This is a genomic window from Paracidobacterium acidisoli (assembly GCF_003428625.2).
GTDB lineage: Bacteria > Acidobacteriota > Terriglobia > Terriglobales > Acidobacteriaceae > Paracidobacterium > Paracidobacterium acidisoli.
Genome location: NZ_QVQT02000006.1, coordinates 290,615 through 313,202 on the forward strand (window position 1 = coordinate 290,615; position 22,588 = coordinate 313,202).

A 22,588-nucleotide genomic window follows, 5' to 3' on the forward strand; every position below is an offset into this window, starting at 1 on the left:
CCGGGTTTTCAATCAGGGGTGCTGGACGGGCGGCGTCTTTGCGGCGGCTCCCGCAGCGTCGGGCTTCGGGAAGTATCCGGTGCGGGTACGGATGGTCAGCTTTCCGTGATTCGCGGCCTTTGCATCGACGCGGACCACGCGGTATCCGCCGAGGCTGGGCGGTTTGGTCGAGCGGTAGCCGATGGTGTACTGGTTGCGGATGTCGCGCGCGACCTCGGCGGTGATGGAATCGACTTCAGAGAGCGAATGGGGAAAGTAGGCGATGCCTCCGGTCTCGGTCGAGAGCATCTCGAGCGCCCGCCGGGCGCGGTGCGAGGTGCGGCCGCCGCTGTCTTCGCCGAAGAGCAGGCCGATGGAGTAGACGACCGGGCCCTGCAGATTCTGAATACGGCGGATGGTCTGCTCGAGCGTCAGCACCGAGGCGTTGTCTTCGCCGTCGGTGATGATGAGCAGCACCTGTTTGGGGCGCTTCGCATGCTTCGCCAGCTCGTCGGCTGAGGCGATCACGGCATCGTACAGAGCGGTTCCGCCCTTGGAGTCGATGTGCGACAGCCCCTCGCGGAGCTTGTTGATGTTCGAGGTGAAATCCTGGTCGATGAAGGCTTCGTCGGAGAAGTTGACGATGAAGGCCTCATCGTCCGGGTTAGAGGCCCGGACCAGGTCGAGAGCGGCGGTGTTGACCGCGGCGCGCTTGTCGCGCATCGAGCCCGAGTTATCGACCAGAATGCCCATCGAAACGGGAATATCCTGGTGCTGGAAGGAGAGCATCACCTGCGGGGTGTTGTCTTCCCAGACGTGGAAGTCGTCCTTCGTCAGGTCGTTGACCAGGTGGCCGTCCTTGTCGACGACGGTGCAGTTGAGCACCACCTCTTCGACGTCCCGGCGCAGGGTATAGGTGCCCTGCTGCTTCACGATCTCCTGCGGCTTCTCCGGCTGAGCGGATTCGGTATTTCCGGGGCTGATGGTCTCGTTGTCTCCACGGTCGGGGCCGAGAACCGGGTCGCGGTCGACGTTGAGCGGCTGCTGCGCCTCGGGCGCGGGTGTTTCCTTCGGCTGCGAGGGAGCCGTCTGAGTCTGTGCGCTCTGTGCGGAAGAGGCGGGCGGTGCTGCCGCAGGATGCGCAGCCCCCGGCGTCTGCGCGGCCAGGAGCGCCGGCGTGAGCATACAGACGAAGAACGAAAGGAAAACAGGTATCCGTCGGTTACTGCAGCGGGGCATAGTATCCGGCACGTGCATGAACTGTCAGCTGAGGCAGCCCTTGCGGCGGCACCAGCTTCACTTTCAATTTACGCCACTTTCCGTCCCGTTTTGAATCGTCTGTCTTATATCCGATCACATATTCATTGCGCAGCTCGGCGCTGATGCGGGTGGCGATATCGCCCATTTCGGAGACATCGTCGACGCGAAAGAGCCGTCCGCCGGTCTCGTTGCTGATGTCGGAGAGCAGCATCGGCCCGTTGCGCTCCTCGATGGTGGCGGCGTAGGGATCGAAGATGCCGATGGAATAGATCTGCGTGTCGGCCTCGCGCACGGCGGACCGGACCTCGCCTTCGGTGTACCGGCTGCGGTTGTCTCCGCCGTCGGAGACGATGAGCAGGGCGCGGCGGTCGTACTTCGCCTGCTTCATTTTGTCGAGACCGAAGTAGATGGCGTCGAGCAGAGCGGTGCGGTTGCCCGGATGCACGGTCGCGAGGCGCGCCTCGATCTCGTCGACCGATGAGGTGAAGTCCTCGATCAGCTCGGGGCGGTCGTTGAATCCGATCACGAAAAACTGATCCTGGGGGTTGGCCGTCTTCAGAAACTGCAGGATCGAGTCGCGGGCCCGGACAACCTTGTTGCTCATGCTGCCGCTGAGATCGAAGATGATGCCGATGGAGACGGGCGTGTCTTCACTGGAAAAGGTCTTGATCGCTTCGCCGCGATTGTTTTCGTAGATGAAGAAGTTCTCTTTTTCGAGGCCGGTCACCAGCCGGTCCAGCGGATCGGTAACGGTGAGCGGCACCAGCACCAGGTTCGTATCCACGCGGATACGCATGCCGGTATGCAGCGATCCGGCAGCCATAACGTCTTTTGCGTCGGGAACTGCGGGGTCGGCAGGATGCGCAGGGGGCGGTGTGTTGACGTGGACCCGGTTCAGCGGATCTTCCTGCGCATGCGCCTGGAGCTGCAAAACCAGTACGGCGATGGCCAGCAGCCAGGCGACCCGGCACAGACGCGCCTGGAAGCCATGACTACGGAGCCCTGGAGGAAATCTGGAGACGAATTTGCGCCCGACCAGGGACGCCATGCTCTCACCGGTCCTTAACAGGAATGCTGCCACGAACGAAGGAGCTTCGGCAATATAGTTGAGCAACAGTTCTTTATTCTTTGATGCAGCACAAAGGGTTTTCACCGTCTTCGTCATAAAATGACGGACGATTTCGGCCGCGCTGCATTCCGGCAGTGGCTTTGGGGGAGCGTAACTCCATCGCTTCCCTGCGTTACAATCGGTCAGGTATAACGGCATTTCGACTGTTCAAGAGCAAAGTGCCGGCATTTTCTCCCGGCGCGCTGGAGCCCGACTACCCGCATGGCCCGCATCTACCCCTTCCGCGCACTGCGTTACAACCCTTCCATCGTTTCGCTGCAGGACGTGGTCACCCAGCCCTACGACAGGATCACTCCCGCCATGCAGCAGGCTTACTACCAGCGCAGCCCGTACAACATGGTGCGAATCGTGCTGCGCCAGCCGGAGCTTTTCGACCGGCAGGACAGCCTCTACGCCGATGCCGCACGCGATTTCGCGGCGTGGCGGAAGAGCGGCATTCTGGCGCAGGAGAGCGCGCCCTGCATCTTCGCTTACTCGCAGCGCTTTACGGCTCCCGGCACAGAGACAGTCCTCGAGCGCCGGGGCTTCATCGCGCTCGGCGAGCTGTGCGACTACGACCGGCAGATCGTCTTTCGCCATGAGCAGACACACTCCGGCCCGAAGGCCGACCGGCTGAGTCTGCTGCGCGCCACACGGGCCAACTTCGGGCAGATCTTCATGCTGTATTCCGACCCCGGACTGACCGCCGAGCGCCTGCTCTTCAGCAGCCCGGCGATGCCTGATATGGAAGTGACGGATGAATACGGCGTGCTGCACCGCGTCTGGAAGGTCTCCGACCCGGCGACGATCAATCTGCTGACTACCGCGCTTACCGACCGGAAGCTGATCATTGCCGACGGGCACCACCGCTACGAGACGGCTCTGGCCTACGCCCGCGAACGAGCGGCGCTGCCTGTGCCGCCACCCGAGGCGGAGGGTGACGAGAGTCCGACGGAGCACGCGCCGGGACGGCTGCACGAGCCGCAGTCGCCGGAGTCGGCCGCGATGATGACCTTCATCAACATGGACTCCGACGGCCTGGTGATTCTGTCGGCCCATCGGGTGCTCTTCGGCCTCAGCGATTTTCTTCCTTCGGCGTTTCTGGAAAAGGCCGCAGCCTTCTTCGAGGTCGAGCCGATTGCCGGCGACAACCTCGACGCGGCGATGGAGCGCCTCGGCCGACTGCGCGACCGGACCGCATTCCTCACCGTGACACGCGCCGGGCGGTTTCTGCTGACGGCGAAGCCGGAGGCGGTCGCGGCGGCGCTTGACGGCATCTCTCCAAGGCAGCGGCGTCTCGACGTGGTGCAGCTGCACGCGCTGATCTTTGAAAGGCTGCTGGGCATTACGCAGGAGAAGATTCGCGAGCAGGCGCACCTTCGTTATCTGCGCGATGCGGCGGAGGCGGCCGATCAGGTGGTGAACGGCGAGGCCGATGCGGCCTTCCTGATGAACCCGGTCACGCTCGATCAGCTTCGCGAGATTGCCTTTGCCGGCGAGGTGCTGCCGCAGAAGTCCACCGACTTTTTTCCCAAGCTGCTCAGCGGTCTGGCGGTGTATGCACTGGATTAGGTCCGCCTGCGCCGCTCTGCCGGCTCTGCTGCTGCCGTTGTCTCTCCCGGTATTGTCATTCCCGGTCTTCGCGCAGAACCAGCAGCCGCCGGTGCCTGCACAGCCGCCTGCTCCGCTCACGCTGCCTCAGCCGGCGGGTGCTCCGCCTGTGCCTGCGCAGGCAGCGCCGGCGCATGTGGAGCCGCGCTATCTGGTGGTGCTCGATGCGGCGCATGGCGGCGGCGATACCGGGGCGCGCATCTCCGATAAGGTGGTCGAGAAGGATCTGACGCTCGCGCTCTCGGTGCGGCTGCGCTCCACGCTCAATGCGCACGGCATCGGAGTGGTGACGACGCGCGAATCCGATGTGCTGATTGCACCCCCGGCGCGCGCCGGGGCTGCGAATCACGCGCAGGCCGCGGCCTGTCTGCTGATTCATGCCACGGCCACGGGAAGCGGCGTGCATCTGTTCACCTCTTCGCTGGCTCCGGCGCCGTATGCGCGCTTCGCGCCCTGGCAGACGGCGCAGGCGGCTTACGTGACGCAGAGCCTGAAGCTTTCCTCCGATATCGATTCGGCGCTGGCGCATGCGCAGATTCCGGTCACGCTGGGACGCGCATCGGTGGCGCCCATCGACAACCTCACCTGTCCTGCGGTTGCGCTCGAAGTGGCTCCGCTGGCGGCGGGCAACACCACCAAAGCCGAGCCCATCTCCGACGCCAGCTATCAGAAGTCGGTCATCGATGCGATCACGGCCGCGCTCGAACAATGGCGCAGCGACTGGAGGCAGCAGCCCTGATGTCGGCTCTGGTTTCAAAGGCGCAGCGCATTCTGATCGGCCTGATGCTGCTGGCCTGCGTGGTGATGGCCGCGGTGCTGATCCGGCTGCGCGAGCGCGCGCACGACCGGCTGCAGGCGGTGGACGACACGGCTCCGGCGCTGATCGAGCCGGACGAGACACCGGCGGTGAGTGTAACGCTGCTGGTTCCCAACGATCTCGACGACTCGCTGACCGAGGTCCATCGCAGCCTGTCGCTGCCGCAGGATGAAAGCGCCCGCGCGCGGGTGCTGATCGAGCGGCTGATGGATGCCTTCGCGGCAAAGAGCTCGACGCATCCGGTCGCCGTGACCTCGGGCGTGCAGGATGTCTTCCTGATGCCGGTTCCGCAGAGCAAAGACGCCTCGGCGCCGGCGGGAGAGCTGGCCGTCGTCAATCTCACCTCCGCCTTTGCCGAGGCGCAGCCCTCGGGCATCGAGCCGGAGACGCTGACGCTGCTCTCGATTCTTGCGACGCTGCACACCAATCTGCCATCTATTACCGAGGTCCGCTTCCTTGTCGATGGACAGCAGCGCGACACGCTGGCGGGACATGCCGACCTGACACGCACCTATCTGGCCTCGGAGACCAGTCCGGAACCCACTCGATGACCGCTGCAGGCTTTGATTCGACACCACACTCTGAAACGACAGAATCCGGCGCTCAGCCCTCCGCGCCTTCGATCGGAGTCTTCGACTCCGGCTTCGGCGGCCTCACGGTTCTGCGCTCGCTGCTCGAACGCATTCCCTCCGCCAGCTACACCTACCTGGGCGACACGGCACGCCTGCCGTACGGAGCCAAATCGCAGGCGACCGTGGCCCGTTACGCCGTGTCGAGCGCGAAGTTTCTGGTGGAGGAGCAGGGCGCGGAATATCTGGTGATCGCCTGCAACACGGCCAGCGCGCTGGCGCTCGATGAGATTCGCGCCTCGGTTTCGGTGCCTGTGCTGGGCGTGGTCGAAACCGGAGCCAACGCGGCCCAGGCGAGCTCGCGCACCGGCGACGTGCTGGTGGTGGCCACCGCCGCGACGGTCGAAAGCCATGCCTATGCCGCGGCCTGCCGCGAGCGCGGTCTGCGGGCGCTCGAAAAGGCCTGTCCGCTACTGGTCCCGCTGGTCGAGGAGGGCTGGATCGACCATCCGGTGACGCGCGAGGTACTCAGCATTTATCTGTCGGAGCTGATGCAGCAGACCCATGACGCGGGCCTGATGCCGGACACGCTGGTGCTGGGCTGCACGCACTATCCGCTGCTGCGCCCGCTGATCGAGCGCTCGGTACCGGCCTCTCTCCACGTGATCGATTCGGCGGAGGTAACGGCGGCACAGGTGGCTGAGGCTTTGTGTGCGCCGAAGGACACGGCTTCGGCGGTGAAGCCTGCCAGCCGCTTTTTCGCCACCGACTCGGTGAGCAAGTTTCGCGCACTCGGCAGCCGCTTCCTGGGGCGTCCGATTGAAGGCGTGGAGCTGGTGAATCTGGGCGGCTGAAGCAGCGCCCGCGTCAGTGCGGCTGGTTGCGCCACATCAGCGGCACGTAATACGCCTCGAGATACCAGGAGAGCAGCAGAAGCACAACCATGAGGCCGATGGCCCAGAAGAAGAGCCGCACCGGCAGCGTCTCCATCAGGTGAGGGAGATTCACCTGGTGCGCGGCCTCACCCTTCGTGTGAGGTGAGACGGGCATGCAGAAGAGCAGGCCGCTGGCGAAACACATGCATCCGGCCAGGGCGAGCGAGCCGAGCGACTGCGTCAGCCGCTCCTGCAGGCTGGTGCCGGGGATAAAAAATGCGTTCAGCATGAGCGCATGCAGAGAGAGAAGGCTCAGCATGAAGGAAACGACTTTGCCGATCTGCAGAAGCATCTCCGCACCGCGGCCAAAGGGAGCAGGCTAACCCTTTATGCCCTTAAGCGCCGGATATACCTTCCGGTACGCCTCATACCCCACAGCATAGCGCTGAATCGCCGCCGGGTCAGGCACAATCTGCTCCGCGACGGTGATTCCGGCGGCACAGGCGGCTTCAAGATCGGGCCACGCCTTTGCGCCCACGCCGGCCAGCAGCGCCGCGCCGAAGGCTCCGCCCTCTTCGGCCACCAGGACATCACAGGGGTATCCGTAAATCGCGGCCTGAATCTCACGCCACAGCCTGCCGCGCGCGCCGCCGCCGCCCAGACGCACTCCTTTGACCGGAATGCCCAGCTCGGCGAAGAGCGTAAAGGTATCTTTCAGCGAGTAAGCGACGCCTTCGAGCACGGCGCGCACAAAATGCGCCGACGTATGGCCGGCGGTGATGCCGACAAAGGCCGCCGTCGCCTCGGAGTCGAGGTGCGGCGTCCGCTCGCCGAGCAGATAAGGCGTCCACAGCAGACCGTCGCTGCCGGGAGCGATCTTCGCCGCGGCGGCCGTCATGTCGTCATAGGTCGAGCCGGGCATGAAAGTCTCGCGCAGCCAGCGCAGCGAAAGCCCCGCGGCCTGGGTAACGCCCATCACATGCCAGCGGCCGGGAACGGCGTGGCAGAAGGTGTGCAGACGGCCCAGGCGGTCGCGTGTGGGAGCGGCAGTGGCCGCGAAGACGACGCCCGAGGTGCCGATGGTGGCCGAAACCGAGCCCGGCTCCAGAATGCCCATGCCGACGGCGCCCGCGCCCTGGTCTCCGGCGCCCGCAACGACCGGTGTTCCGGCAGCAACGCCGGTCAGCGAGGCGGCTTCGCCGCTGATCTTTGCGCAGACTTCGGGGGACTCGAAGAGCTCGGGCAGCCAGCTTTCGGGAACGCCCGATATCCGCGCCACCTCGGACGACCAGCGCCGGTGGGCGACGTCGAGCAGCAGCGTGCCGGAGGCCTCCTGCACGTCGATGGCATAGGTGCCGGTGAGCCGGTAGCGGACGTAGTCCTTGGGGCAGAGGATGTGCGCGATGCGGGCAAAGATCTCCGGCTCGTGCTCGCGTACCCAGAGGATTTTCGTCAGGGTGAAGTTGGGCAGGGCCGGGTTCGCGGTCAGCTCGATGAGCCGCTCGCGGCCGATCTGCGCATGCAGCCAGTCGCACTGGGGGCCGGTGCGCTGATCGCACCAGATGAGCGACGGACGCAGCACATCGCCGTTTTTGTCGAGCAGCACGGCGCCGTGCATCTGGCCGGTGAGGCCGACGGCCTCGACCTTCGCGCCGGGCACCAGCGCCAGAGCGCCGCGGATGGCCTCCTGCGCGGCGCGCCACCAGTCTTCGGGGTCCTGCTCGGCCCATCCCGGATAAGGACTGCGAAACGGCGCGTGCTCGCTCGACGCGGACGCGACGACCTGACCGTCTGCGCTGACCAGGACGGCCCGCGTCCCGCCTGTACCGATATCCAGTCCCAGAAACATCTCTGATTTCCCCCGTGAATTTGCCTGAATAAAACCCCAGGCAAAGCCGCGGGCAAAGCCCGAAGTAAAGCCCGGAGTAAAGCGATGTACCGCGAGTTCACTCTATCATCCACAACCCGCCCCGCGCGCGCACCGGCATTACTTTTGCTGCGGCGCGCCATCCTTCTCTTTTGTCCTGATTTTCTTCCTCATCTGGCACAATGGGCTGCATGAGCATCCGCACCCTCAGCAGCCGCGAGATCTACCGCAATCCGTGGATGAAGCTGCGCGAAGACCAGATCGAGCGCAGCAACGGCACGCCGGGCATCTACGGTGTGGTCGAAAAGGATGTCTCGGCCATCGTCATTCCGATTGAAGGCGAGACGATCTACCTGATCGAGCAGTTCCGCTACACGATCCAGCAGCGCTGCCTCGAGCTGCCGCAGGGCGGATGGGAGACGTCAGACGTTGACCCTGAAGAGCTGGCGCGGGGCGAGCTGCGCGAGGAGACGGGCCTGGTGGCCTCGTCGATGATTCACCTCGGCGAGACGTGGATCGCCTACGGCTTCACGAACCAGAAGCAGCACGTGTGGCTGGCCACCGGGCTGACGCATGCCGGCACCGATCCCGACCCGGAGGAGCACGACCTGGAGCTGCACACCGCGACTGTCGCGGAGTTTGAAGAGATGCTCGTCAACGGGACGATCCAGGACAACTGCACGCTGGCAGCGTGGGCCATGTACCGGCTGTGGAAGGAGCGGCAGAAGGAATCGGGAAAATAAGTCAAAATGTTCGAATGCGGCTACAAAAAGTCCTTCTTCGCCTTCTTTTGGTGGAGTACTTCCGCAAGAATTCTGTTCTTCTTTCCAGCCTCAAACCATTTAAGACACACGGCAAGATTATCCGTCCAGACTTCGTCGGGGAGAACGGAAACTGGTTGAAATATCTCGATCAGTGCAGGATCAGGATCTCTTCTGGGTAATAACCAAGAAGACAGAGTATACCGAAAATTCTTCCAGTCACCCGAAGATGGGTGCATGTTGACGGCCAGAATATCGAAATCACCGAAGCTGTAGGGTCTGGTCTTTACTGTGACAGGCTCAGTAGTCACAATCTTCGTGTCTGTTCCTGGAAGAGTTGTCGTGGTCGCTCTTTCTCCAGTGCGGGTTTTCTGAACCTCTACCACATGGAGCGAACCCACTTTGTAATGTCTGGGATAGTAGAGCTTCGGTACGCCCTTTTCCAGGCGTTGTAGCTTTATCTGAATACGCACCGATAGTGCGCCTTTCCGTAGCAGCACATCGTAAGGATGATCTCCTTCGATTTTGATGTGCTGCCATCCCGATTCCACAATGCCTGGAATCACATCATTCACAAAAACCGCTTCCGCAATGATGCCGCGCACACCTCGCCTGGTAAGGTCGGAAGACCTGCTGATTGCGCTCAAAATAGTATCCGCGTCTATGCCCCACTCACGTTCAAGAGGATGAGGAAGAAGGTTTCTCAAATAAAGCTTCAGGGATTTGCGTTGGTCTGTGGAACACTTATCAATGAGCTTTCTGATTGTTTCGAGCGATTCGCTCATTTGTGGGTCGCCCTGGCTGCTCAGGGACAAAATTCTCAATTTCGGCGCGGCTCAGCAAAACTTTGCCGCCAATCCTGAGTACCTGGAGCCGTCCTTTCTTAATAAGTCGGGAGATGGCCTGCCGCGAAACCCCGCGCATCCGCGCAGCTTCCGCTTGTGAAACCCATTCGCTTCCATTCTTAAAATTGGTTGACAACGTAAACCTATTCGGCTATCTTTCTACATAGCGAGGTCGTACTATGACAATAAGCATGTCGCCTAAACCTCAAGCCGTCGACAGCCAAGAGACCCTGCTATCAGCTAAAAAAAACTTCCCCGACGATCTTCCTTCGGATCATCCGGCCCATTTAGTCGGGAAGAACGCATACTTTACATCCCGACTCGGAGCCGCCTTCTGGGGCGATTCTCTTGAGATGCTCCAGACACTTCCAGCTGGGAGCGTCAACCTTGTTGTAACTTCACCGCCTTATGCACTGCACTTCAGAAAAGCATACGGCAACGAACGCAAGGATCGCTATATTGAATGGTTCCTACCCTTTGCAAAAGAGATTCAGCGCGTCCTGGCCGACGATGGAAGTTTTGTCCTGAATATTGGCGGCAGCTACAACCAGGGCATGCCCACACGTTCTATTTACCACTTTAAACTGCTCATTGCGCTGGTTGAAGAGATCGGCTTCCATCTTGCTCAGGAATGCTTCTGGTACAACCCTGCAAAGATGCCGGTTCCTGCTGAATGGGTAACAGTGCGCCGCGTCCGCGTCCGTGACTCCGTTGAATATGTTTGGTGGTTCTCAAAATCCCCCCATCCCAAAGCCTCGAATCTTAATGTTCTCAAGGAGTACAGCGAGGACATGCTTCGCTTAAATCGAAATGGTGTACGCGGAGCTGTGAGACCCTCCGGGCACGTGATTCGGAATTCATTCGACAAAATTCATGCCGGAGGCTCTATCCCACCTAATGTCGCGGAGGCAGAGTTCGACGTCGCCGAGAACATGATGAAGATGGGAAACAATGCTGCCAATGATTTTTACACGAAGCGCTGCAAAGAAGAAGGAATCAAGATTCACCCGGCTCGCTTCCCTGCTCTCTTACCCAAATTTTTCATCAAGTTATTGACTGATGCTGGCGACTTGGTCGTTGATCCATTTGCAGGCTCGCTTACGGCAGGTGCGGTGGCCGAAAAACTGGACCGCCGTTGGATTGCCGGAGAAGCTGTGGAGGACTATCTTAAAGCCGGAATCTTCCGCTTTGAAGAGTCGATGCAACATCCCTCTCTGTTCTAAACCGGCGCCAGAAGCCTGAGCACCAGAAAGATTCCCACGCCGGCGAAGAAGACCAGCGCCATGCGGATGCCCGGCTCGCGGTTCACCTCGGGCAGCAGATCGGTTGCCGCCACATAGAGCGCCACGCCTGCGGCCAGCGGCAGTCCGCCATGCACCCAGGTGGGCAGCAGGCTGATCACCAGCGCTCCGGCGACGGTGGCCGCAGCCAGCACGATGGCCGATATCACGGCGGTGCGGCGCGTTCTGCCTGAGGCGACCATCACCGAAGCCGCGGTGAAGCCTTCGGGAATCTTATGCAGAAAGATGGCGATGAAGATCAGCCAGCCCAGCCAGGTCGACAGCACAAAGCCGGAGCCGATGGCCACGCCGTCGAAGACGGAGTGCACGGCGAGGCCGAAGAGCACCGAGTAGCCGGTGTGGGCGTGGGCGAACTCGTGATGGTGCGTCTCTTCGCCGAAGTGGAAGTGCGGCGTGATGGTGTGCTCGAGCAGATGGATGGAACAGTAGCCGGCGAGCACCAGCAGCGGCGTCCAGCGCGGCGAGAAGGCCATGCTTTCAGGCAGCATGTCGAGCAGCGCCACGGCCATCATGAAGCCCGCGCCCAGCGCGATGAAGTAGCGCAGGTAACGCTTCTCCCAGTTGCGGCGGACCATGAGCAGGCCGCCGAAGATATCGGCGGACCCTGCGATAGCCCCGAGAATGACGGTGAGAAGCATCAGCCGCTGTGCCGGATGTGCATGACGTCGCCGTCCTGCACCAGATAGTCTTTGCCTTCGAGGCGCAGAGTGCCCTGCGAGCGCGCGACGGCCTCCGATCCGGCCGCGAGCAGCGTATCCCAGTGGATGGTTTCGGCACGGATGAAGTGCTTTTCAAGGTCGGAGTGGATGGCGCCGGCTGCCTCCTGCGCGCGCGAGCTGGCGGGAACGGTCCAGGCGCGGCACTCGTCCTCGCCCACGGTAAAGAAGCTGATGAGGCCCAGCAGCTCGTAGCTTTTGCGGATGAGACGCACCAGACCGCTCTCGTTCAGTCCATAAGAAGAGAGGAACTCCGCGGCCTCGGCGTCTTCCATCTCGGCCAGCTCGGCCTCCACTTTGCCGCAGAAGGCGGTGGCTCCCGCATTGAGACGCGCCGCCGCTTCGGTGAGCTTGTACTTTGCCACCGCCGCTTCGAGGTCGTCGCCGAGCGTGGTGCTCTCGGAGATATTCAGCGCATAGAGCACGGGCTTCTGCGACAGGAACATGAAGCCGCGGATCAGCTTCTTCTCCTCGGCCGACATCTCCAGCTCGCGCAGCGGCTTTTCCGCTTCGAGCGATGCCTTGCAGCGCTTCAGCAGAGCATCTTCCTTTTCAAGGTCGGCGGTGCGCATCTTCTTCAGATCTTTTTCGAGGCGCTCGAGACGCTTCTCAACCTGGGTGAGGTCGGAGATGATCAGATCGAACTCGACATTCTTCACGTCGCGCAGCGGATCGATCTCGCCCACATGCGGGATCGCATCGTCCTCAAAGGCGCGCAGCACGTGGATCAGCGCGTCGACGTTGCGCAGATTGGCGAGAAAGGCCGTCTCTTTGAGCGCCTCCTGCCCGATGGCGGCCACGTCGGCGTACTCGACGGTGGCGTAGAGGGTGCGCTTCGGGTCGTAGAGCGCGGCGAGTTTGTCGAGCCGCTCATCGGGAACCTTTGCCACGCCGATGTGTGCCTCGCGCGGGTTCGAGTACCCGCGATCTTCCACCTTCGCCTTCGTGAGAATGCGGAACAGAGATGTCTTGCCGACCTGGGGCAGGCCGATGATGCCGGTTTTCATGCGTATCCTGTGATGAAATTTGGGCGTTACGCCAATTCACCATCATAGCAGCGGATCGCGGACCGAATGTGAATGGCGGCTGCTTCCCAGCCTGTGAATTTTCCGAACACTTCTCTTTCCGCTGCCGCCTTTGCGGTCGAACCAGGACTGCTGAACGGGCGCAGACAGGGGCATGCAGCGTTGCTGCAGCAGGAAGAGGCTCACAGGACAATCGCGATGGCTGCTGCTTCGAAAGGACACCGACGGAAGCCGGAGGCGGACAGGCGGAGCTGACGGCCACGCGCATCGACTGAAGCGAAATGAGAATGCGATGCCGTGCCGCGCAAAAAAAAGCAACGAGGCCGATAGCTGCAGCGGCCTCGTTGTCCGAGGAGGGGTTGCTGTGTAACAAGAGAAGCCCGCCAGGGACTTCTCACTCTCATCGAAACACCGGCCTCCAGGCGAAGTTGCGGCTCATCAGAAAATTTCGAAGAGAGTTTCCGCCGGACATCCCACCTCTGTGTGAACCGGTGAAGCCGAGGTGGGATTTCACGCGCTGCAGAGCCAGGGCAGGATAGACAGTGTCAGGCGGACGATTCCGCTGGACGGAAGATTCCGGAACTTCCCAACCCGTTTCCCATCCATCTGCCAACCACAGAGGCTGCGACCTGTTCTCGCAGCCTTTGTTTTTTGGGGCCTGCTCTCAGGCCGCTTCCGGCAAAGAGTGCTTCGCATTGCCTGGCCGCGGCTCCCTTATTACACTGGGTGTTTACCGCTTTAGCCGGCGCCTGGTGACCTGCACCGGGTGAAGGCAGCGGCAAGAGGTTCCCACCATGCTCGTCGTCATGAAGGCGCAGGCGACTCCGGAAGAGATTCGGGCCGTCTGCGCTCAAATTGAGCAACTCGGTTTCCGGGCGCATCCGCTGCCCGGCGCGCAGCGCACCGCCATCGGCATCACCGGCAACCAGGGCGAGATCGACCGCGGCAATCTCGAAGAGCTCTCGGGCGTGGCCGAGGTGATTCCTGTTTCGAAGCCTTACAAGCTGGTCAGCCGCGATGTGAAGGAAGAGGATACGATCATCCGCTTTGCCGGCACGGATGCGACGATCGGCGGGCACAACCTTGCGGTCATTGCCGGGCCCTGCTCGATTGAGACACGGGAGCAGGCCTTTGCCGTCGCCGAAGAGGTGGCGCGCGCAGGGGCACAGTTCTTCCGCGGCGGAGCGTACAAGCCGCGCACCTCACCCTACGCCTTTCAGGGGCTGGGCGAAGAGGCGCTGCGGATCATGTCGGAGATTCGCGAGCGCTTTGGACTTCGCATCGTAACGGAAGCCATCGATCACGAGGCGCTGGAGCTGGTCGCCGAATATGCCGATGTGATTCAGATCGGCGCGCGCAACATGCAGAACTTCTCGCTGCTGCGGGCCGCGGGGCGCAAACGCAAGCCGGTGCTGCTGAAGCGCGGCATGTCGGCCACGCTGGAAGAGTTTCTGATGGCCGCCGAATACATCATGAGCGAGGGCAACTACGAGGTCATTCTCTGCGAGCGCGGCATTCGCACCTTTACCGACCACACCCGCAACACCCTTGACCTGAGCATTGTGCCCGCGGTGCAGCGCCTGAGCCATCTGCCCATCCTGGTCGACCCCAGCCACGGCACCGGCAAGCGCAACAAGGTGCTGCCTCTGGCTCGCGCCGCAGTCGCGGTGGGCGCCGACGGACTGATCGTCGAGGTACACAACCAGCCGGACAAGGCGCTCTCGGATGGCGCACAGTCGATCTACCCCGAACAGTTCGCACAGCTGATGGATGAGTGCTCGCAGATTGCCGCCGTGCTGCGGCGCAGCGTGCCGCGCGGCATCCATACCACTGAAGCGGCCGGAGCCTCCGGCCCTGCTCGCTGATCCGGTGCATACGCCCTCGAAGCCGGGTGCGCAGCCCGGCCGAGCGCCGTTCGTGAAGCTGCCTGCAGGAGTGCGGGCTGTCTCTGCCCTGTGCCTTCTGCTGCCGCTGCTGCTGGCCGGGTGCAGACGCCAGCATTTCCCCAAATATCCGGCCAATTTTCGCGAGTTCGCCTACATCACCAACGGCGGCAGCGATACGGTCAGCGTGCTCGATCTGGTGAATATGCGCCAGGATCGCGTGATCGCGGTCGGCTCCAGCCCAACGGGCATTACGGCCAGCCCCACGCGCAACGAGATTTATGCGGTCAACTCCGGCAGCGGCACCGTCAGTGTCATCGATGCGGAGAACAACCGCCTCGCGGCGACGATTCCGGTGCATCGCCAGCCGTATTTCATCGATGTGGATGCAAAGGGCGAGCGCGGCTACGTGGCCAATGCGGGATCGAACAATGTCTCCGTGATCGATCTGGCGGCGCGGCGCGTCATCGCCACGATCGGCGTGGGCGAGGCTCCGGGGCTGGCCCGCATCTCACCGGACGGCGACAGCCTGGTGGTCACCAATCGCGCCAGCGGCAGCGTCTCCATCGTCGATCCGCATGCGTTCCGGGTGCGCAGCGTCTTCACCGGCTGCCCGCAGGCCACCGACGCCGTGATTCTGCCCGACTCGTCGAAGACCTTCGTCGCCTGCTCGGGCGGGCATCAGGTGATGGTCATCGGCCTGGCCCGGCCGGCGAGTCCCTACGAGAGCGAGCACCGGGATCGTCTGCTGGATTTTCTTGATGTGGGGCAGACGCCGGTGCATCTGGCGCTCAAGCCCGACGGCGGCGAGATCTTCGTCTCGAATTTCGGCAGCGACACCATCTCCGAGATTGCCACGGGAGCGAACGAGGTGGGCGGAGCGTATAACGTGGCCACGCGCCCCTCCGGCGGCGTGGTGAGCGCAGACAATTCGACGCTCTGGATCAGCAATTTCAGCGCCAACACGGTCGGCGCCTACTCGATCGACGACGGCCAGCTGGTGAACACCATCAATGTCGGCGATGGTCCGGATCATCTGGCGCTGGCCAGCAACGGCTTCGTGCTGCTCGCCGTCGATACCCGCTCGGGCGACGTCTCGGTGATCCGCACCATCAGCTACGCGCCCGATGGAACCATTCATCAGGGCTCGCTCTTTACCATGCTGCCGGTGGGACGGCATCCGAACGACATCGCGGTGAAGGCATTTCGCGTGCAGTAAAGCGAGCCGGCGGACCGATGCGGCCGGAAGAGAGATTCAGGCCCGGCTCAGAGGATTGGTCCAGCGCAGTCCGGGAAATCGCGCAAAATCGCGGTCTGTGGTGTACAAAGTGCCGCCGTACTCCACGGCGAGGGCCGCAAGCTGCGCATCGGTGATGAGGGCGCCGTGCGCCTGCCCTTCCGTGACAGCAAGACGCAGCAAACTCCAGTGACTGTCTCCGGCTGCGAGCACACGGACGTTCGGCTGCTGAAGCCATTCGTCCACGATGGCAATGGCCTCCTCCGGCGTCCACCGGTTTCCCGGCAGCCGGGTATTGGTCACAATGCGCAGAAAGGCGCCGATGGTCTGCCACGGCAGACCGACAGGGTCTTCACCGGAGAAGGTTTTTTCCAGCCATGCGCGCGCGGCGGCATGATGCGGCGAGGCTGCGTCGTAGGCATACAGCAGCAGATTGGCGTCGAGGACGATCACGGTTCGGCTGCTCTCTTTACCTGATCCGTATGCTGCGTCCGGATTTTTGTCCGGGCTCTTTGCCGAGGCTCTCTGTCTTCTCCAGCAGCTCTCCGACATTGTCGTAGCTGAGCCCCGCCGGCAGACCGAGGGCACGAGGCCGCACCACGAACGGCTTTCCCGAGGGCTGCTTCGCCGCCACCAGGCCCAGACGAAGAAAGTGATTCACCGCGCCCTTCAGAGTCAGACCGGACTTCCGGATCTCCCGATGGAGCAGAGCGGCCACGTCATCATCGATGGATAAAGTCGTACGCACATCATGATGCTGCGCTACGAAACATCGTGATGTCAAGCGCTGGTCTACCGCTGCCGCGCCAGCACCAGGGTGATATCGTCGGGCTGCTCCTGGTCGCCGATCCAGCTGCGCAGCGACTGCATCACCTGCTCGGAGATGGTCTCGAGCGGCATGTGCCGGTGCTGGCGGATGACCTCCATCAGCCGCTCCTCGCCGAACTCGCCGAAGTCGTTCTCCGGCTCGGTCACGCCGTCGCTGTAGGCCACCAGAATGTCGCCGGTGGCGAGCTGCACGGTTCCCTGCTCGTAGCTCACGTTGTCAATCAGCCCCACCACGGTGCCGCCGCTGTCGAGGCGCGTCACGCTGTCGTCGGCGCGCAGCAGAAGGGGCGGAAGCTGGCCGCCGGTCGAGTAGATCAGCCGCCGCCGCAGTCCGTCGTAGTGCCCCAGAAAGAGCGTGGCGTACTTTTCCGGCTGGGTGCTGCGGTAGAGATGCCGGTTGAGCAGGCCGAGAATCTTTGCCGGCTCCTCGAAGAACTCGCCGCATTCGAGCTCTTCCTCGCCCTGCTGCTGCTGCGATGGAATGGCCATGGCTGCGGTGCCGTCGAGAATCAGCTCTTCGCCGGCGAAGCGGTAGGCGCGCACCGCCGAGTGCAGCGTGGCCATCAGCAGCGCCGCCGAGATGCCCTTGCCGCTGATGTCGCCGAGGGCGAGGCCCAGCCCGCTTTCGCCGAAGAGCAGGAAGTCGTAGTAATCACCGCTGACGGTGCGCGCCGGGACACAGATGCCGTGCAGCTCGAGCATGGGCAGGGCAATGTGGCCGCGGGGAAAGAGATTCGCCTGCACCTCCTGCGCGATGGCGAGCTCATTCTGCATGCGCTCCTTCTCGCGCTGCTCCTCGAGAAGCCGTTCGAGGGAGATGGCCATGCTGTTGAACGACTGGCTGAGCGCGGCCAGCTGGTCGTTGCGCTTGACCTGAATGCGGTAGCCGAAATCGCCGCTGTCGATCGAGAGCGTGCCGTGATACAGGTCGTGAATGGAGCGGGTGATGGTGCGGTTCAGCCGCATCGCGGCCAGAAAGGCCAGCAGCTCCAGCAGGCCGAAGACGACGGCGATGGCGATCAGCGCCTCGCGCACGAAGACCGCGACGCGCAGCGAGGTGTTGAAGAGCCGCAGATACAGCAGAGAGGGGCGCGAGCTGACGTGGGTATAGGTCTGGTGCTGCTTGCCCGTCACCCAGTCCTCGGTCATCAGCGGAGCGTAAAACGTAACCGGAATGTCGTAAAAATGCTCCCGGGGCGGAAGCGTGCCGCCGACGATGGCCGTTCTTCTGACCGCCGACTCCAGCTCGCGGCCGTTGACGGTCACGCCGTTTTCACCCTTGCCGACGGGGTTCATCTCCAGGCGGATTTTGCCGTTGCGGCGCGGCTCCGGCTGGTCTTCCTCATCGAAATCCACACCGGGGATGATGGCGACCTGGCCCAGCCCCTGCGCGATGCGGCTGACATTCTCCTTCGCCAGCGGAAGGCTGCTGATGACCGTGGTGGTGTGGCCGTTGACGGTCTGCGAGTTCACCGCGCGCAGATAGAGCCGGCCATTGTCGAGCACCACATTGCGAAAGCCGCTGCTGACCCAGTCCGGCACCGCGCGCATGTCGTGCGCGTTCACCGCGGCCGGATCGAGGGTGACGGGCTGACCGTCCTGAAAGGCGGCGATCTCAAAGCCCGGATTTTCATCGACGGCCTGGGCCGCCTCGGGCAGCGTGACGGCGTGCAGGTGCGGCTCGGCGGCGAAGACATGCGCCAGATGCAGCACATAGTCGTGGTTGTCGGAGCTGAGGTGCGCCAGCTCGTCGTTCACCTCGGCGGTCGCGGCAAAGATGGCGAACTGGCCGGAGAAGATGTAGAGCGAGATCAGCGCCATGGTCACAAACAGCACCACCGGCGTCAACCCCATCAGCACATAGGTCACGATCAGGCGGTTGCGCACCTTCCACAGGAGACGCCCGAAGACGAACCGCCATATCAGCGGCACGCAGAAGACGATCAGAAGGACCAGGGCGACGATGCTGAGGCCGCGAAAGGTCTCGCCGGCCACGCCGGGGATCATCGCGAGCAGACGCAGAGCGATATAAGAGAGGAGCAGCCAGAAGGCCGAGCGGTGAATCATGCCCCGCGGAGGCTCGCGCCGCACTACCCGAAAGACCCTGACTTCGAAATCCCTGACCCATCCCATCTTTTGGATGAGTTTACGCGATTCTGCCGGGCCACCGAAAACGGCGCGGCGGCGTACCCGGGGTTATTCCTTCTTTGCCTCCGGCTTTTCCGCCGCCGTCTCGATATCCGCCTGGTGCGCCAGGCGCAGCGTATACCGTGTGGCGGAGTAGTGCGCTCCGGCCAGCATCAGCAGCCCGGTCAGGAAGGCCCAGATCATCAGCCCGACCGAGACGGCGAAGGGGCCGTAGACCGAGCGCAGATCGAGCCACGGCAGCACGGCGACGTAGACGATTTTGGCGATCTCCCACAGCAGACCGACGGTGATGGCGGCGGGCACAACGGCGCGCACCGGCAGACGGCGGTTGGGCAGTATCCAGTAAATGACGAAGAAGAGCGAAACGCTCAGAAAGGCCGCGGAGATGCGCAGAAATACATGCTCGAAGAAGCCGAAGACCATATTCTGCGTGTGTCCGAAGAAGAGGATGGAGAGCACACGCGTCTGCGCGGCGGTAAGCGCGATCGAAAACAGCGCCAGAATGCCGACGGCCAGCGCCAGACCGAGCGAGATGAGCTGGTTCATCAGGTAGGAGCGGTGCCGGTCCACACCCCAGACGCGGTTGAGCGCGACCTCCAAAGGAAGAAAGACGCCCGACGACGAGATGAGCAGCATGACCACCGAGGTGACTTCGACCCCGCCCCTGGGATGGACCAGCAGGCTCATGTTGCGGACGACGAAATCCTGATTCGAGGGCAGAAAATAGCGCAGCATGTCGCCGATCACGTCGGTCATGGCGGTGGAGTGAAAGATGCGCTGCGCCACCGTGAACATCATCACGATGAAGGGAAAGAGGGAGAGGATGGCGTTTGCCGCCACGCTGAAGGCGTAGGTGTGCACCTCGCTCTGGCTGAGATACCGGGCAAGCGAGACCACCAGCGGCCACTCGCCGGCCGGGAGCGCCGGGGGCCGGGGATGAAGCAGGACGGGCCCCTTTTTCGGGGCGGGCTCTGCGATGGACATGAAAACGGGGACTCCAGCTCTTATGCTACGGCATCCGGCCAGGGCGCCGGATGTTGCCCTCTGCGGCTTGCCCGGGGGGAGGCGCTAAATGAAACGGGAATTTCAGATATGCCCGTTGCGGCGAATTCATGAATTCCATGGAATTCCATGCAAACTCTGAACTCTCAGGGACACTGTACTTCGGTAACTAACAGGAAAATTTGCCTTTGTCCGCTATTTTTTACTTGCTTTGACTAAATTTTCCGGGCATAACTTGAGCACTGCTGTGTACCAAAAGGACACAGCAAAGATGTGGAAGGCCGTTTTTGATGTTTTGGTTTTTTGTCTTCAGAGGTGACCTGGGTTCACATGAGCTGCCAAAGCGGCCGCGGCGCGGCTGGCGAGGCGGCTTTTGGTGTCTTCAGGGTGCTTTTGAAGGCCAACCGGGGTTGTCTGAACAAAGGAGTCTGCCGTGAAGGAACGTGGCGTTGTGAAGTGGTTCAATGGAGCCAAGGGTTATGGGTTTATCCAGCGTTCGACCGGGGAGGATGTTTTCGTACACTTCTCCGCGATCCAGGACGCCGGATACAAGACACTGAACGAGGGTGAATCAGTCGAATTTGAGTGCCAGCAGGGCCCCAAGGGCCTGAACGCGGCCAATGTAGAGCGCAGCGCCTGATCCCTGCAGGAACATCGCTTCTGAGCGGCCTCCCCTGAGCGGGAGGCCGTCTCTCTCTGCGCCGCATTCGTCAGGAACCGGCTTCGGTCGTATCGAGTGTGTGGATGGCCCAGCGGGCCGCATCGGCCAGAACCGGGTCGCCGTCCTCAAGCCAGCCGCGCAGCACCGGAAGATACTGCCTGCTTCCGCTGTTCCCCATCGCGATCGCGATATTGCGCCGGAAGCCGGCGAATTTTGCGCGCTTGACCGGTGAGCCGTAAAACCAGCGGCCGAAGCCGGCCTCATCCATCTCTGCCAGCCAGTCGAGGGCGGGATTCACCAGCGCCTCGCGCGGGGTGAACTCCGGATCGGCGCTCACCGGAGCCCGGCGGTTCCAGGGACAGACATCCTGACAGATATCGCAGCCGAAGACCTGCCGCCCGATGCCGGAGCGCAGCTCTTCGGGAATCTCTCCGCGCTTTTCGATGGTCAGATAGGCGATGCAGCGGCTGGCGTCCATCTGGCGCGGCGCAGTCAGGGCCTGGGTGGGACAGGCGTCGATGCAGCGCGTGCAGCTTCCGCAGCGATCCGCGGCCGGGATCGACAGATGCTGCTGCGGCACGTCGAGCGAGGTGAGGATGACGCCGAGGAAGAGCCACGAGCCCAGCTTTTCGTGCAGCGTGCAGGTATTCTTTCCGGTCCAGCCGATGCCGGCGTAGCGGGCGTAGACGCGCTCGACGAGCGGCCCGGTGTCGATATAACAGCGCGACTCGAAGGGTCCGGCCTCGCGCTCGAGCAGAGTGCGCAGCGCTTCCAGACGCTTCAGCAGAACCTTGTGATAGTCAGCGGGCCTGCCGTCCGACCCGGTCTGCGCGTAGCGGGCGATCCAGCCCGCTCCCGGCGGCGGATTGTCGATCGAATGCGGCTGCCCGGAGTTGTAATTCGCCGCGCAGACGATCACCGACCGGACCCAGGGAAAGACCACACGCACGGAGGAGCGCACCAGACGGCCGGTTTCGTCGCGCCGCTTCAGGTACTCCATTTCTCCGGCGCTGCCCGCGTCGATCCACTCCTCGTAACGGCGGCGCTCTTGGAGGTCTTCCGAAGAGCCGGGCTCGGGAGCAGCGGCGATGCCGGCGAGCACGAAGCCGGCCTCGCGGGCGAGATCACCGAGAAAAGAGTGCCAGGAGCGAGGGATGGAAGCGGACACACCGGCGGGCTGCGATAAAGCTGCGGCTGCCCGGTCGGCGGTCATGACGGCAGCGCTGCCTCCCGCTGCTTCGCCTCGTACAGCTTGGCGTCGATGAGGAAGCGGAACCAGAAGGACTGCAGCACCCAGAAGATGAATCCTTCCATGCCGTCGAGGATGCCGAGACGGAAGAAGTACTGATAGAAGAAGAGCGCGAAGGGGCGCACGAAGAGCGGCAGGTCGCCGTATTTTTCGCGCCAGTAGCGCTTCTTCTCCACCGGATTGCCGGAGAGATTGCCTTCGACGCGCACTTCGTTCACGGTCTTGCTGCTGAGGGTCTCGGCCACCTCGCCGTCGGACCAGCGGTTGTGCCGCGCGGTCCAGTCGGAGAGCGACATCTGAATGTCGTCGACCATAGAGCCGCCGAGCTGCGCCGTCGTCCCCTGCTTCACGTAGAAGTGCTGATCGTATTTGCGGTCTTCGCAGCGCCCCACGCCGGTGCGGAAGAGCCGCATGTGCCAGGTGGGCGACAGCGATCCGTGGCGCAGCACGCGGCCGAGGAAGCGCAGATAGCGCGCCAGGAAGAAGCCGCTCTGCGGCGGATCGTCGGGCAGGGCGAGAATCGCCTCCACCAGCTCATCGTTCATCCATTCATCGGCATCGAGATGAAGCTGCCAAGCGCCGGCAATGGGCAGCGAATCAATGGCCCAGTTTCGCTGCGCGCCGTAATTCTCAAAGGCATGCTGATGGATCTTCGCTCCGGCCGCTTCGGCGATCTTCAGCGTGCCGTCGGTGCTGAAGGAATCCACGCAGTGGATTTCGCCGGACACTCTGCGCGCCTGCGCCAGCGTTGCCGGCAGCGTATCGGCACAGTTAAACGTGAGAATGATGACGGTGGGTTTCACTGCTCCGATGGTAATACAGCCCTTTGCGCATTCTGATGAACAA

23 protein-coding genes are annotated in these 22,588 nt (G+C 62.7%); 9 read left to right on the top strand and 14 right to left on the bottom strand.

What is annotated here, in order from left to right:
• Window positions 1-12 precede the first annotated feature (12 nt).
• Both D0Y96_RS17105 and D0Y96_RS17110 read right to left on the bottom strand, forming a co-directional pair.
• Window positions 13-1,164, bottom strand: a complete 1,152-nt coding sequence (locus D0Y96_RS17105) for a VWA domain-containing protein (RefSeq protein ID WP_117302334.1) — start codon at window positions 1,162-1,164, stop codon at window positions 13-15.
• A gap of 37 nt (window positions 1,165-1,201) precedes the next feature.
• Window positions 1,202-2,287: a VWA domain-containing protein gene (locus D0Y96_RS17110; RefSeq protein ID WP_117302717.1), complete on the bottom strand. Its 1,086-nt coding sequence runs from the start codon at window positions 2,285-2,287 to the stop codon at window positions 1,202-1,204.
• 282 nt (window positions 2,288-2,569) lie between these two features.
• On the opposite strand from D0Y96_RS17110, the gene D0Y96_RS17115 reads away from it, so the two are divergent.
• Genes D0Y96_RS17115 through murI form a run of 4 tightly spaced genes read left to right on the top strand, consistent with a single transcriptional unit; the run spans window position 2,570 to window position 6,198 of the window.
• Complete coding sequence (locus D0Y96_RS17115; protein WP_117302336.1) at window positions 2,570-3,919, top strand: DUF1015 domain-containing protein; 1,350 nt, start codon at window positions 2,570-2,572, stop codon at window positions 3,917-3,919.
• Complete coding sequence (locus D0Y96_RS17120) at window positions 3,906-4,697, top strand: N-acetylmuramoyl-L-alanine amidase family protein (RefSeq protein ID WP_117302338.1); 792 nt, start codon at window positions 3,906-3,908, stop codon at window positions 4,695-4,697. Before D0Y96_RS17115 ends, D0Y96_RS17120 begins: the two co-directional genes overlap by 14 nt.
• The gene (locus D0Y96_RS17125; RefSeq protein WP_158562456.1) at window positions 4,697-5,326 is read left to right on the top strand and encodes a GerMN domain-containing protein; all 630 of its coding nucleotides are present in this window, start codon (window positions 4,697-4,699) and stop codon (window positions 5,324-5,326) included. The genes D0Y96_RS17120 and D0Y96_RS17125 overlap by 1 nt, the downstream gene beginning before the upstream one ends.
• A complete protein-coding gene (gene murI, locus D0Y96_RS17130) occupies window positions 5,323-6,198 on the top strand; it encodes a glutamate racemase (RefSeq protein ID WP_117302342.1) in 876 nt (291 codons plus the stop codon). The genes D0Y96_RS17125 and murI overlap by 4 nt, the downstream gene beginning before the upstream one ends.
• Before the next feature lie 13 nt (window positions 6,199-6,211).
• Here the strand turns inward: murI and D0Y96_RS17135 are convergent, their stop codons facing one another.
• Entirely contained in the window at window positions 6,212-6,571 is a 360-nt protein-coding gene (locus D0Y96_RS17135; RefSeq protein ID WP_117302344.1) for a hypothetical protein, read from the bottom strand.
• 27 nt (window positions 6,572-6,598) lie between these two features.
• Window positions 6,599-8,068: a xylulokinase gene (gene xylB / locus D0Y96_RS17140; RefSeq protein ID WP_117302346.1), complete on the bottom strand. Its 1,470-nt coding sequence runs from the start codon at window positions 8,066-8,068 to the stop codon at window positions 6,599-6,601.
• A 209-nt stretch (window positions 8,069-8,277) separates the two neighbouring features.
• Between xylB and D0Y96_RS17145 the strand changes: the two genes are divergently transcribed.
• Window positions 8,278-8,829: an NUDIX domain-containing protein gene (locus D0Y96_RS17145; RefSeq protein ID WP_117302348.1), complete on the top strand. Its 552-nt coding sequence runs from the start codon at window positions 8,278-8,280 to the stop codon at window positions 8,827-8,829.
• Window positions 8,830-8,849: 20 nt separating this feature from the next.
• Here D0Y96_RS17145 and D0Y96_RS17150 read toward each other — a convergent pair whose 3' ends face one another.
• Window positions 8,850-9,632 carry a hypothetical protein gene (locus D0Y96_RS17150; protein ID WP_147325110.1) on the bottom strand — a complete coding sequence of 261 codons (783 nt, stop codon included), beginning with the start codon at window positions 9,630-9,632 and terminating at the stop codon, window positions 8,850-8,852.
• Window positions 9,595-9,828: a helix-turn-helix domain-containing protein gene (locus D0Y96_RS20815; RefSeq protein ID WP_147325111.1), complete on the bottom strand. Its 234-nt coding sequence runs from the start codon at window positions 9,826-9,828 to the stop codon at window positions 9,595-9,597. Before D0Y96_RS20815 ends, D0Y96_RS17150 begins: the two co-directional genes overlap by 38 nt.
• 43 nt (window positions 9,829-9,871) lie before the next feature.
• Here D0Y96_RS20815 and D0Y96_RS17160 point away from each other — a divergent pair, with 43 nt between their 5' ends.
• Window positions 9,872-10,915 carry a DNA-methyltransferase gene (locus D0Y96_RS17160; RefSeq protein WP_199480420.1) on the top strand — a complete coding sequence of 348 codons (1,044 nt, stop codon included), beginning with the start codon at window positions 9,872-9,874 and terminating at the stop codon, window positions 10,913-10,915.
• On the opposite strand, the gene D0Y96_RS17165 is transcribed toward D0Y96_RS17160, so the two are convergent.
• Window positions 10,912-11,631 carry a ZIP family metal transporter gene (locus D0Y96_RS17165; protein ID WP_117302356.1) on the bottom strand — a complete coding sequence of 240 codons (720 nt, stop codon included), beginning with the start codon at window positions 11,629-11,631 and terminating at the stop codon, window positions 10,912-10,914. The genes D0Y96_RS17160 and D0Y96_RS17165 overlap by 4 nt on opposite strands.
• A complete protein-coding gene (gene ychF / locus D0Y96_RS17170) occupies window positions 11,631-12,716 on the bottom strand; it encodes a redox-regulated ATPase YchF (protein ID WP_117302359.1) in 1,086 nt (361 codons plus the stop codon). Before ychF ends, D0Y96_RS17165 begins: the two co-directional genes overlap by 1 nt.
• Before the next feature lie 812 nt (window positions 12,717-13,528).
• Between ychF and aroF the strand changes: the two genes are divergently transcribed.
• On the top strand, window positions 13,529-14,599 hold the full coding sequence (gene aroF / locus D0Y96_RS17175) for a 3-deoxy-7-phosphoheptulonate synthase (RefSeq protein WP_117302361.1): 1,071 nt from the start codon (window positions 13,529-13,531) through the stop codon (window positions 14,597-14,599).
• A 52-nt stretch (window positions 14,600-14,651) separates the two neighbouring features.
• Window positions 14,652-15,836, top strand: coding sequence for a YncE family protein (locus tag D0Y96_RS17180; protein ID WP_350449108.1), 1,185 nt, complete (start codon window positions 14,652-14,654; stop codon window positions 15,834-15,836).
• 36 nt (window positions 15,837-15,872) lie between these two features.
• Here D0Y96_RS17180 and D0Y96_RS17185 read toward each other — a convergent pair whose 3' ends face one another.
• From D0Y96_RS17185 to D0Y96_RS17200, 4 genes are all read right to left on the bottom strand, one after another.
• Window positions 15,873-16,307, bottom strand: coding sequence for a type II toxin-antitoxin system VapC family toxin (locus D0Y96_RS17185; protein WP_117302365.1), 435 nt, complete (start codon window positions 16,305-16,307; stop codon window positions 15,873-15,875).
• 16 nt (window positions 16,308-16,323) lie between these two features.
• The gene (locus tag D0Y96_RS17190; RefSeq protein ID WP_117302367.1) at window positions 16,324-16,602 is read right to left on the bottom strand and encodes a DUF2191 domain-containing protein; all 279 of its coding nucleotides are present in this window, start codon (window positions 16,600-16,602) and stop codon (window positions 16,324-16,326) included.
• Window positions 16,603-16,646: 44 nt separating this feature from the next.
• Window positions 16,647-18,749 (bottom strand): PP2C family protein-serine/threonine phosphatase, encoded by a 2,103-nt coding sequence (locus D0Y96_RS17195; protein ID WP_158562457.1) that lies wholly within the window; start codon window positions 18,747-18,749, stop codon window positions 16,647-16,649.
• A gap of 129 nt (window positions 18,750-18,878) precedes the next feature.
• Window positions 18,879-19,814, bottom strand: coding sequence for a YihY/virulence factor BrkB family protein (locus tag D0Y96_RS17200; RefSeq protein WP_117302372.1), 936 nt, complete (start codon window positions 19,812-19,814; stop codon window positions 18,879-18,881).
• 451 nt (window positions 19,815-20,265) lie between these two features.
• Between D0Y96_RS17200 and D0Y96_RS17205 the strand changes: the two genes are divergently transcribed.
• Window positions 20,266-20,472 (top strand): cold-shock protein, encoded by a 207-nt coding sequence (locus D0Y96_RS17205; protein ID WP_117302374.1) that lies wholly within the window; start codon window positions 20,266-20,268, stop codon window positions 20,470-20,472.
• Between the two features lie 70 nt (window positions 20,473-20,542).
• Here the strand turns inward: D0Y96_RS17205 and queG are convergent, their stop codons facing one another.
• Both queG and D0Y96_RS17215 read right to left on the bottom strand, forming a co-directional pair.
• On the bottom strand, window positions 20,543-21,706 hold the full coding sequence (gene queG, locus D0Y96_RS17210; RefSeq protein ID WP_117302376.1) for a tRNA epoxyqueuosine(34) reductase QueG: 1,164 nt from the start codon (window positions 21,704-21,706) through the stop codon (window positions 20,543-20,545).
• Window positions 21,703-22,545 carry a glycosyltransferase family 2 protein gene (locus D0Y96_RS17215; protein ID WP_117302378.1) on the bottom strand — a complete coding sequence of 281 codons (843 nt, stop codon included), beginning with the start codon at window positions 22,543-22,545 and terminating at the stop codon, window positions 21,703-21,705. Before D0Y96_RS17215 ends, queG begins: the two co-directional genes overlap by 4 nt.
• Window positions 22,546-22,588: the final 43 nt, after the last annotated feature.